Source organism: Paenibacillus sp. TAB_01 (assembly GCF_043945595.1).
Classification (GTDB): domain Bacteria; phylum Bacillota; class Bacilli; order Paenibacillales; family NBRC-103111; genus Paenibacillus_S.
Genome location: NZ_JBIFNP010000001.1, coordinates 544,129 through 555,000, shown reverse-complemented (window position 1 = coordinate 555,000; position 10,872 = coordinate 544,129). Strand labels below are relative to the sequence as shown.

Genomic DNA, 10,872 nt, shown 5'->3' with positions numbered 1-10,872 from the left:
GGTGCTCTTCCCGCCCGAAATTGTGAGCTGCAGATTGGGCGCCCGTCACAATATTCCAGGCCGCACGCCCTTTGCTGATATGATCCAGCGAGGCAAACTGGCGGGCGATATGGTACGGATCATTATACGTGGTGCCTACCGTGGCGATGAAGCCAATATGCTTGGTAAGCGCAGCGATGGCGGAAAACAACGTAATCGGCTCGAACCGGCGGGACAACCCCGCATAGCCGTCGGCCACGAACAGGGAATCCAGCAAACCGCGTTCCGCCGTGCGCGCTTGGTTCACGAAATGCGCCAAATCAAGCCCGCTGTTCGGAATGACAGACGGGTGCTTCGAGGAAGCGGCATGGTGACCTGTCTCACGAATAAACACATTAAAATGGGCTTTTTTATTAGCCTTGCTCATCTCATCCACCCCAATTTTTATTTACTTGTCCCCGCGATACAATCAGTTCACGGCTTCAGAAATATTTTCTTTGACGGTTTGATATCTTGCTGTCCAAATTTGCCGATTCCGGTTCTCGGGACGGGCGAGACCCAGATTTTCGCGAAGTGTAGTGCCCTCATACTCCGTACGGAAAATACCGCGGTTCTGCAGCTCAGGTATCACCTTTTTCACAAAAGTTTCCATACTATAAGGAACCACCTGAGGCAGCAGGTTGAAGCCGTCGGCACCGCGCTCCCGCAGCCAGGTTTCAATAAAATCGGCTACCTGAATATAAGAGCCTCTATATGTAACGTGCCCGTGTCCGCCGGCACTGCGGTTCACAAATTGACGGATCGTCATGCCTTCTCTGCGTACGGCATCAAGAACAACCTCACGCCGGCTGGTTATGCCTCCGATCCGGTTGTCGTCCAGCCTTACCTTGTCGAGCGGAACCGGATCGTCCAAGTCATACTCCGACAAATCGACCGAGAAAAACCGGGAAGCCTGTTTAAGCGAATTTTTAAGATTCAGCAAGGAGAACAGCTCCTCCTCAAGATCTTTCGCTTCCGCTTCCGTTTCGCCGACAATTGCCCCCAGGCCAGGCATAATGAGCAGTTCATCCGTACGTCTTCCATACTTGGCCAATCTGGATTTCACATCGGTATAAAATTCCTGTGCCGCCCCCAGCGTCTGCTGCGCCGTAAAAATCACCTCGGCATGCTTGGCTGCCAATTCCTTGCCGCTCTCCGAAGAGCCGGCTTGTACAAGTACAGGGTAGCCCTGCGGCGGGCGAGGTATGTTAAGCGGCCCTTTGACCTGATAATAGCTGCCTTTAAAATCGATCTCATGAATATTGGTGTGATTGATTTTCAGGTTCCTTTCGTCGGCGCCTCTTCCTTCATCTTCATCCCAGCTGTCCCACAGCTGCTTGGTCACCTCGACGAATTCATCGCCAATTTCATAGCGCTTGCTCGGCTCCGGGTATCCGCCCCACTTCGTAATGTTATTGCCGTCCTCGGGAGAATGCCCTGTCACGATATTCCATCCCGCCCGTCCTTTGCTCAAATAATCCAGCGAAGCAAATTTCCGTGCCACATGGAAAGGATCGTTATACGTAGTGCTGACCGTGCCGATCAAGCCGATCCTTGACGTTACGGCCGCAAGGGCCGACAGCAGAGTGAAAGGCTCCAGCCTTCTGCCTGTACCCGAATAATTGTCCGCCATAAAAAGGGAATCGATCAAGCCGCTTTCAGCCAATTGAGCCAGCTCCACGTACTTATCAATGTCCAAATCCCTTTCAGGCTCCGCATCGGGATGCTTCCATCCTCCGGCATGATGGCCGGCAATGCGCACAAATACGTTCAAGTGTACTTTTCTCTCATTCCCACTCATCGTTCCCACACTCCCATCCACATTTTTGAAAATACGTAGTTTCATAGCATCCATACCGGTATGTCAAAAAACCGGAAACTGGCCGAGGCAAGTTTCCGGTTGTCCGGTATTCCTTGAACATAGGATTCTATTCGGATCTCCCCTCTTATGCACATTTGCATACAAAAAGGGAGACAGAGCATCCCAAGAACAGCATTCTCAGGAATTATCCGTCTCCAGTTAACTGGTCGATTTACATTTTAAACCATCTATACCCATTATTATACTAGGTATTATGCGAATTACAATACCTTTTTTTTCAAAATAATGCGCTCTGCAAAGCAACTGCGTTGTTTGCGCAATCTTTTTCAGCTTATCCGGCCTCGTTCCCCCTACTTGCTTAAAGGCTCCAGCCTTCTTTTCTCTTTAACGAATTTAGCAAATACATAGCGCACAAGCGGTCCCATAATGAGCAGCTGCAGAGGCAGCGCAAAAATAAAATTTCTAAAAACGATTAAAAAGTAGCTATCAAGCAGGGATTCGCCGGCCAGCTGATTAGAAAAGTAGGCATTTCCCAGCCCATAAAGAGACATACAGAGCACCATGCCAGCCACCATAAAAAACGAAACGGATACTATCACAAAAATTTTTTTCGATTTGTCATAGGGCAAGGATAAAGCAATTTTTTTCGCCGCACGAACCAACAATAAATACCTCCAGCAGCAAAGCGACCGTAAAGCCCAGAGCCAGCTGGGCAGCTATTCCTTTCAGCGATAGGGTGCCAATCAAACCGTTCGTAAATAGATTATAAGTCGTCATGACTATAACCATTCCGAAGCACATCATCAATCCAAAATAAAACTCTTCCTTCTTCGTTGTCGGCAATGTCCATCATCCTTTCTTGTTAACCCTTGTCATTATATAAAGAACGAATGCCTCTTCATAAGTGAACAGTCTGTGAACATTTGATCAGCGAATACGTTGAAGCAGCTGCTGAAGCCAAACAAGACGCAGCTCTTGTCAGCTCCGTCTTGTTTCGTGTCCTGCGTATTCTGAACATATGTTTATTCACTCATGCAAGCACTATACTTTAAATTTTTCAATATACAACTGCAGATCTTCCGACATTTTAGACAAAGCGTTCGCCGATGCAGCGATTTCCTCCATTGAGGCTAATTGCTCTTGGGCGGAGCCGGCTACTTCCTGCGTGCTTGCCGCGGTCGTTTCCGCTACGGTTGAAATAAAATTCATGGACTGCACCATCTGCTCAGCACCGGCAGCCATTTGCTGGACGGAGGATGAAACCTCGTGGATCTGCTTGTTGACTTCGTTGACCGACTCTTGTATTTGATAGAACGATTCACCGGCTGAATTTACAACCTTAATGCCTGCCGCGACTTCTTTGGCAGCAGCTTGCATGGATTCAGCCGCACTGTCCGTTTCCCCTTGAATGGCCGATACTCGATACTATACTAAGTGCGATATTTGCTGCGCAGACAGGGCCGATTTTTCTGCAAGCTTGCGCACTTCCGAAGCGACCACCGCAAATCCCCGGCCATGTTCTCCCGCCCTTTCAATAGCGGCATTTAAAGCCAGCAGATTCGTTTGATTTGCAATCTCTATGATGGTTGCTATCATTTGACCGATCTCATTCGAACGTTCGTCTAATTTCTTTATCACTGCCGCCATGCTCCCGACGGTTCGATTAATTGAGCCCATCTGCTCGACAACTGTCCGGATGGATTGATTGCCTTCCGACGCCTTTTCATGGGCATTCATAGCAACATCAGAAACAATTCGAGCATTCATTGCAACTTGCTGTACACCAATAGACATTTCGTGAATCGCTTTAGTAGCTTCATCCACATTTTTAAATTCTTTTTCAACGTCAGCCGCTACATTTTGGATGGTTACAGCAATCTGCTCCGTTGCGCTGGAGGTTTGTTCGGCGCTTGCAGTCAGTTCTTCTGCTGAAGCGGCCACCATTTCCGTATTTGAACCAACCTGATGGATCAGGTGGCGCAAATTTCTGGACATTTGGTTAAAGGAACCGGCCAACTCCCCTATTTCATCTTTATTTTTAACTGTAATATCCTCTACGGTCAGATCTCCGCTTGCAATTTTTTCTGCAGCTTTTGCGATGGCTACGATCGGTTGGGATATTACTCTGCCGCTATACAGCGCTATGGCTACACCGATTAATATGGCTATGATGCCTAAGGTCACTACCCAATACTTCACGGAAGTGACTTTATCTGACGTGTCTTTACTTCCCTCGTCGAGTACGTTTTGCTGGAAATCAGCAAAATCATCTATTTTTTGGCTGAATTTCTGCGTCATTTCACGGCCTGTGTCAATCAAGCTCAAAATTTCACCGTTTTTGTTTTGCTGCTTAAGTTGAATTTCTTGGCTGGCAAACTGATAATACTGATTTTCGAGTTGGTCTACTTGCTGCAGTAACTCCTTTGCCGTTGGGAGGACAATGATTTCGTTCAACACTTTGCTTATTTCAAGATAATCATCATGCGCTTTGGTGAAGGTTTGTAAAGATACAGGATCCGCATCAATGAGAAATCCGCGCACTCCAGTCTGCTCTTGTTGAATGCTTACCTTCATCTCTTGTATTAAAATTAATTTCTTCGATTTATCATTTATCAACTCAGTATACGTATGATCAACCGTCGAAATCTGATAATAACTAATCGCCACCGTGGCAATTAATACCACTAGAACAGCCAAAAAACCCCCGAATAACTTCTTGCTGATCGTCATTTTCATGTCAAAAACCCCTTTGTAAAAATATGAATGGGGGAAAGCCCCTTAACAACGATACTAGAGTTAGCTAATATTTCTAGTAATCTGCAATTTTTCAGCTGCCTCTTCATTCCGCTTGTGAAAATTATAACAAATATAGGTATATAGTAATGTGATTCAAATCACCTTGGGACTATAGGTCGATAGGGCATGCTAAATAATATGACGATGAGAAAGAGGCCGGGGAAATAACATAGAGAACACAGAAGGGTTGCAGAGGACGCAGCAGCGTCTAGGGGAAAGATGTTAAAGCAGAATTTATGGATGGTTGGACATGAAATGGATTCACGGGGCGGCAATTGGTGAGGAGGCAGTTTCAACTTATAGCCGTGCAGGATAAGGATGAAGCTCAAGCGCGGATAATAATTCGGCATGCGATCCGAACGCATGTGAAAAAAGGCAGCAAAGCGTAACCGCTTCGCTGCCCGGCAGCTTGATCAGCCTCGCGTCTATCGGATCTGCCCAGCCGGCTATGCTTTGCGCGGAGGCAGAATCCGATCGATGAACGGCGTCTCGTCTATGGCGGCGAGCGGCGTCCTTCCCCGCCCCCAGCCTACGACTTCTCTCCAGCTGCCGAACATCCCCTTTTCGGCCAAGTCGGCTTCGGCCGGTAGTTCCGGTTCATCCGCGTAAGGGGAAACATAGAGCGCGTCCGCAGGACAGTATACTTCACAAATAAAGCAGGTTTGGCAGTCCTCCTGCCGGGCAATGACAGGAATGCCGTCCTCGCCGGCATCAAACACGTTCGTGGGGCATACCTTTACGCACATGCCGCATTCGACGCAGCGGTCCGCACTCACAATTTCAATCATCTCCCGGTCACCTCCTTCGCTGTTTCAACAGCTCGTTTCGCTTCCGGAGCCACGCGGATCCGGTCGATTCCGGATACGATCAGCCGGTACTGCTGCTGCGGATCCATATCGGGATACTCGGCCAAGGCGTGAAGGCCCCGCGTTTCCCGGCGCGACAGAGCCGCCGTATACATCCAGCGGGCCGTTGCCAGCATGGCAGCCGCTTCACGGGCTCGAACCCGGCCTTGGATCGACTCCGGCACACGGTCATATACGCTGGGCCACAGCCGATCAAGGCGGTTCAGCGAAGCGGTCAGTGTGGCTTCCTTGCGGAAATAGTTGATATCCAGCGGAAACACTTCCTTTTGCACGGAAGCAACCAGCTCGTTCGGATTCATCAGAGCGGAAGCTTCCGCTCTCGCTTCAAGCCCGCTCCGTCCGGCGGCCCGGAGCTGCCGGGTGCCGGCCTTCACTCCGGCAGAAAGCGCGTACTTGGCGGCGGCTTGTCCCGACCACGTCCCCGAGCAAATCGCCCACGAAGCGTTAAACGCACCGCCGCCCGATTTGGCACCCGTGACCCGCTCGCGGGTGGCGGCATCTCCCGCAGCGTACAGCCCGGCAACGGAAGTCGAGCAATCGTCCCCGATAAGCCGAATTCCGCCCGTCCCCCGTACCGTGCCTTCATATCTCAGGGTAAGCGGGAATCTTTGGGTGAACGGATCGATTCCGGCCCGGTCGTAAGGGAGAAAGAAGATGGCGTGTGAGCGGCGAAGAATACCGCGCTTCTCCTCCGTATCGGCTTTATTCAGGACAGCGTAAACGGGCCCCTTGCTCAGCATGAGCGGCAAAAAGTCACCCGCCCTTGCCGCCGCTGCAGGCAATTCATTTCCATCCTGGTTCGAATAAGTCGCCCAATTCAGAAGGCGTCCTCGGGTGACGGTGCCAAATGCGGCACTGGGGGCATACTGTCTGGTGAACTCCATGCCTGACAGCTCGGCTCCGAGCTCGGAAGCCATCAGCAGCCCTTCACCGGTCAACACGTTGCAGCCCAAGCCTTTACTCAAAAAGGCACAGCCGCCCGTTGCGATGACAACCGCATTCGCCCGCACCTCCCACTCCGAACCGTCAAGCCGGTTCACCCCTCTCGCACCGCCGACGCCATGCTCGTCGGCAAGCAGCTCCAGCGCAGGAGACTGATCGAGGATTTTCACTCCGGCCTTGTGCACCGCGCGCCTCATAATGCGCATGTACTCCGGTCCTTGAAGATGATCGCGCAGCGGGGTACCGGCTTCATCCCGGCGGAACGGATAACCCCACGCTTCCACCAGCTGCAAGTTGTCGTACACTTGATCCAGGACGCGGCGAATCCACTCCGGCTCGGCCAAATATGCGCTTTCCCTGTACCGCTGCTGCACAGCCTCTTCCCGTAGCTTCGGATCCGGCGGCAAATACAGCAAATTCGTCCCGCCCGGAGCGGTCGCTCCGCTGGAGCCCAAATATCCTTTGTCTGCGACAACGACCTTCGCCCCTTGCTTCGCAGCGCTCCACGCCGCCCAAGCTCCGGCAGGCCCCCCGCCGATGACAAGCACGTCGGCTGTCAAACGCGAAATTGTTTCATTACTGACGCTTCCCATACGCTGCTGGCCCCCCCTTCATCCTTTAACATAGAAAAATAGAGCAACCCTCTTAACCGGAATGAAAGAGGGTTGCTTGGTTTATTCCGTGCTCCTCGTTAAAAGGAGCCTTCAATAATGCTGTCCGTCAGCGGCCGGCGGCCGTTCGGCTCTTCCCGCTCGCGCAGCTCTTCAGGCAGCGCGTCCCGGGAACCGCGATAGCCAAGGGCAATGACGGCGTGCAGCTCGTATTCGTCAGGCACGTTCAGCACTTGGCGCGCTTTGTCCTTGTCGTAGCCTCCAACAGCGCGTGTAGCAAGACCCAGCAGATGGGCCTGCAGGGCGATGGATGCCCAGGCCGCACCCGTATCGAAAGCGTGAGCGCCGTTCGGCTGGCCGTCTTGACGAAGCTTATGGGATGCAATCAGCGCAAGCACCGGAGCGCGATCCGTCCATAGACGGTTGTTAGGCTTGATAAACTCCTGGAATTTGAGCTTCTGCTCTTCCGTCTTGGCCACTATAAACCGCCAAGGCTGAAGATTGCTTGAAGACGGCGCCCAACGGGCTGCCTCCAGAATGCTGTACAGCGTTTCATCAGATATGTCCTTCGCCTCAAACGAGCGGGATGAACCAGCGGTTTAGAAACAATGAATGTACCGGGTGATCCGCGGAACGGTTCGCTTGCACTTCAGGCAGCAGTTCAGTTGAATAGAGTGCGGGTGTTGTTGTCATATGGGTTCAATCTTCCTTTCTCTCTTAGGCTACAAATTAAGTGCAAATTTCGCTACGATTAGGTTACGAATTACGTCACAAGCTTTAGACACTTATTTCACAATCCAGGAATTCAAATCGAAATCTTTGTCCGCAAGCTTCTCGTCGATCAGAAATTTCTTTGTGCCGTCCAGCAGCTTGAGCCCGTCGTCCGTAAACGGCACATCCTTAATGGTAGAAATCGGCGAAGCCTTCTCGTTCAGCTCAGGCGTAAAGCCGTTCAGCTGAGATAAAAATTGGTAATACTCAGCCGGCTTCGACTGCAGGTCGTTCAGCGCCTTCAGGCGAGCTTCATTCCATATTTTCGGGAAATCAGGGAACTTTTTCAGATAATCCTCCGAGACGACCGTAATGCTTGTTCCGATCAGATTCGGATGCTTCGTCGCATCGTCCAGCAGCGGATAGCCCTGGTCGATTTGCTTGAAGGCAAAAATCGCGCTGTTCGTCATCGCATCCACTTCACCGCGTGACAGTGCGGCCTCGCCGTCCGGGCGGAGCATATGAATAAATTTGACGTTCGGAATGTTCTGCTCTTTGACAATTCCGGCAATGTAGCGGTGCATGAAGGAGCCCTTCTGGATCGCTACCGTTTTCCCCGCAAGATCGGCGATCTTAACCTGGTCCGCCCTTTTTGCCGATCAAGTAGCCGATGCTTTCCGTCGCGCCTTGCGTAATCGCCCGTGTGTTGGCCCCGTTCGAGCGGGCCAGCAGAGCCGGGGTATCCCCCAGGCTGCCGAAATCCAGCCGGCCGCTGATCAGCGATTCGCTCTGATCCGGCCCGTTCGGGAAACCGGTCAGCTTCACTTCGGTAATGCCGTATTTTTTGAATTCTTCTTGAATGATGCCTTTGTAAAAGCCCCACCCTTCGGCACCTCCGGGGAAGTTCAGCTTATTCGTACCAATGTAACCGTAATTCAACACGCTTGGGGGCTGCGCCGCAGCCGAACCGCCCGCCGGGGCGGCCCCAGTCGCTTGTGACCCTCCATCCGTCTTGCCGCAAGCTCCCAGCAAGCTTATCGCCACCAATATCAAGGCAATCGCGCAAAGCTTGCGGGCGAGCCCCCTTTTCCTTTGTCTCTGTTGTTCGACCATGCTATGAACTCCCTTCTTCATTGAAAACGGTTGATGTTATCCGATGGCCGTTTTCTTCGCCAATTCGTACATGTATTGATGTTGGGCTACTGGCTTCCTGCCTGGTCCCCAGCCTACCTTCTCTCTGTATCCGCCCAGCAGCTCACTGTTCTCCAGCTCCTCTTCGTTTACAGCCGAAGCTGCCTCGGCATCCGGCGATACGTAGAGCGCATCGGCCGGGCAGTACAGCTCGCACATGAAGCAGGTTTGGCAATCGTCTTGACGGGCAATGACCGGAACCCCGTTCTCCGTACGATCGAACACATTCGTCGGGCATACTGAAACGCATAAATTGCATGTAACGCATCTGGATTCGCTAACGAGCTCGATCACTTGGCCACAGCCTCCTTATCAACCGGCAACTTGTTGACCCACACTTGGTCAAGACCACCGCTCGTCAAGCGGTAACGCTGCGCTGCGTCAAGCTGCGGGAAATCTTCGCGTTTATGCATTCCTCTCGTTTCCGTGCGAACGAGAGCCGTATTGTACATCCAGCGGGCCGTTGCCGTCATCGCCGCCGCTTCACGCCGGCGGACACCTTCCGCATCCAACGTCGTCTCCCGTTCACGGAGCTCGTTCCACAATCCGTCCAAACGGTTCAAGGAACCGCGCAAGCCCTGCTCCGTCCGGAACAAATTGCGGTCGTACGGCATCACTTCCTCTTGTACGGCTCGAATCGCTTCCGATGTCTTGCTTGCGGCACCCTCGCCGCCTTTCTTCGTAAAAGTCGTCGTCGACACGCTCTTCAGCTTGCGGTCCGACGCTTTGTCGCCGATACCGGCGGCAAACAACGCTGCGCCCTCACCTGCGAATGACCCGGACGACATTGCCCATGCAGCATTGTGGCTGCCGCCGCCGGTGAAGCCGCCGCAGATCAGCTCGCGCGTCGCCGCATCGCCGGCAGCATACAAGCCCGGCACGGCCGTAGAGCAATCTTCCCCTGTAATGCGGATGCCGCCCGTGCCGCGAACCGTGCCTTCCAAGCGCAGGGTGACCGGGAATTTATCTTTGAACGGATCGATCCCCATACGGTCGAACGGCAGGAAAAAGTTCGTCTGGTTCACTCTCAGCAGCGGCCGAATGTCTTCAGGCGCCTGGTCTGAAGCTCGCATACACTTGACGGCCCTTCAGCAAATTGCGGGCAATGATGGAACGTCCGCGCTGCGAGCCCGCTCCTTCGACAATCGATCCGTCCTCGTAGTAAAACGAAGCATAGCGGTAGTACGCCGTCTTCGTGACGGAGGAGAACGTCGGCACGATGGCATAGGCATTGGAAAACTCCATACCGGACAAATCGGCTCCAGCCTCGGCGGCGAGCAAATAACCGTCTCCTGTCAGCACGTTGCAGCCAAGCGCTTTGCTCAGGAAGGCGCAGCCGCCCGTTGCAATGACAACCGCTCCCGCGCGCACCGTCCATGTTTCACCGGTTTGCGTCCTTACGCCTGTTGCGCCGCCGACGCCGTGCTCATCGGCCAGCAGCTCCAGAGCCGGACTGTGGTCGAGAATCTTCACCCCTGCCTTCTGCACCAGCTTGCGCATCAGCCTCATATATTCCGGCCCCTGCAGGCCGCGCTTGTAAGGATCGCCGTTATCATCGAGCGGAAACGGGTAGCCCCGTGCTCCTAATTTGTTCATGTTCTCGTAAGTACGATCCAGCACGCGATTCATCCAGAGCACCTCCGCCAACTGGCCGCCGAGCGTGTACCGGCTTTGCCGCGCTTCTTCCCGTAGATGCTCCTCCGGTTTGATGTACCATACCCCGGTGCCGGACGGAGCCGTTGCGCCGCTGGTACCGCAGTACCCTTTGTCCGCCAATACGACTTTCGCCCCCTTCGATGCAGCGGTCAGTGCCGCCCACGTCCCCGCGGGCCATCCGCCAATGACAAGTACGTCGGCCTGAAGCCGCAGTTCGCTTACTTCCCTTGCTTCCGTCATGATAATTGCCTCCTCTATG

General features: G+C 53.0%; 8 protein-coding genes and 3 pseudogenes (1 of these 11 only partly in view). All 11 read right to left on the bottom strand.

Translation table 11 applies throughout. The features are described from left to right. Positions 1 to 406, bottom strand: partial view of an LLM class flavin-dependent oxidoreductase gene (locus ACHHV8_RS02775; RefSeq protein ID WP_395156550.1) — the 5' end (the start) only. It extends 950 nt beyond the left edge of the window; only the first 406 of its 1,356 coding nucleotides appear in the window; its start codon is at positions 404 to 406; the stop codon falls past the left edge of the window. 42 nt (positions 407 to 448) lie between these two features. Beyond that, the gene (locus tag ACHHV8_RS02770) at positions 449 to 1,819 is read right to left on the bottom strand and encodes an LLM class flavin-dependent oxidoreductase (protein WP_395156548.1); all 1,371 of its coding nucleotides are present in this window, start codon (positions 1,817 to 1,819) and stop codon (positions 449 to 451) included. A 371-nt stretch (positions 1,820 to 2,190) separates the two neighbouring features. After that, positions 2,191 to 2,683: pseudogene (locus ACHHV8_RS02765) on the bottom strand (DUF2798 domain-containing protein). A gap of 198 nt (positions 2,684 to 2,881) precedes the next feature. Further along, a pseudogene (locus ACHHV8_RS02760) lies at positions 2,882 to 4,570 on the bottom strand (methyl-accepting chemotaxis protein). Positions 4,571 to 5,082: 512 nt separating this feature from the next. Next, positions 5,083 to 5,424, bottom strand: coding sequence for a 4Fe-4S binding protein (locus tag ACHHV8_RS02755; protein ID WP_395156546.1), 342 nt, complete (start codon positions 5,422 to 5,424; stop codon positions 5,083 to 5,085). Continuing rightward, positions 5,421 to 7,037 (bottom strand): FAD-dependent oxidoreductase, encoded by a 1,617-nt coding sequence (locus ACHHV8_RS02750; protein ID WP_395156544.1) that lies wholly within the window; start codon positions 7,035 to 7,037, stop codon positions 5,421 to 5,423. The genes ACHHV8_RS02755 and ACHHV8_RS02750 overlap by 4 nt, the downstream gene beginning before the upstream one ends. A 98-nt stretch (positions 7,038 to 7,135) precedes the next feature. After that, entirely contained in the window at positions 7,136 to 7,591 is a 456-nt protein-coding gene (locus ACHHV8_RS02745; RefSeq protein WP_395163406.1) for a nitroreductase family protein, read from the bottom strand. A 249-nt stretch (positions 7,592 to 7,840) separates the two neighbouring features. After that, positions 7,841 to 8,350: a substrate-binding domain-containing protein gene (locus ACHHV8_RS02740; RefSeq protein WP_395156542.1), complete on the bottom strand. Its 510-nt coding sequence runs from the start codon at positions 8,348 to 8,350 to the stop codon at positions 7,841 to 7,843. A 49-nt stretch (positions 8,351 to 8,399) separates the two neighbouring features. Beyond that, complete coding sequence (locus ACHHV8_RS02735) at positions 8,400 to 8,879, bottom strand: substrate-binding domain-containing protein (protein ID WP_395156540.1); 480 nt, start codon at positions 8,877 to 8,879, stop codon at positions 8,400 to 8,402. 36 nt (positions 8,880 to 8,915) lie between these two features. Next, a complete protein-coding gene (locus ACHHV8_RS02730; RefSeq protein ID WP_395156538.1) occupies positions 8,916 to 9,251 on the bottom strand; it encodes a 4Fe-4S binding protein in 336 nt (111 codons plus the stop codon). Then, a pseudogene (locus ACHHV8_RS02725) lies at positions 9,248 to 10,853 on the bottom strand (FAD-dependent oxidoreductase). Before ACHHV8_RS02725 ends, ACHHV8_RS02730 begins: the two are co-directional and overlap by 4 nt. Positions 10,854 to 10,872 lie beyond the last annotated feature (19 nt).

What these genes read in the sequence shown, in the direction of transcription:
- ACHHV8_RS02770 (WP_395156548.1), bottom strand. Translation starts at nt 1,819, where the DNA reads ATGAGTGGGAATGAGAGAAAAGTACACTTGAACGTATTTGTGCGCATT.
- ACHHV8_RS02755 (WP_395156546.1), bottom strand. Translation starts at nt 5,424, where the DNA reads ATGATTGAAATTGTGAGTGCGGACCGCTGCGTCGAATGCGGCATGTGC.
- ACHHV8_RS02750 (WP_395156544.1), bottom strand. Translation starts at nt 7,037, where the DNA reads ATGGGAAGCGTCAGTAATGAAACAATTTCGCGTTTGACAGCCGACGTG.
- ACHHV8_RS02740 (WP_395156542.1), bottom strand. Translation starts at nt 8,350, where the DNA reads ATGCACCGCTACATTGCCGGAATTGTCAAAGAGCAGAACATTCCGAAC.
- ACHHV8_RS02735 (WP_395156540.1), bottom strand. Translation starts at nt 8,879, where the DNA reads ATGGTCGAACAACAGAGACAAAGGAAAAGGGGGCTCGCCCGCAAGCTT.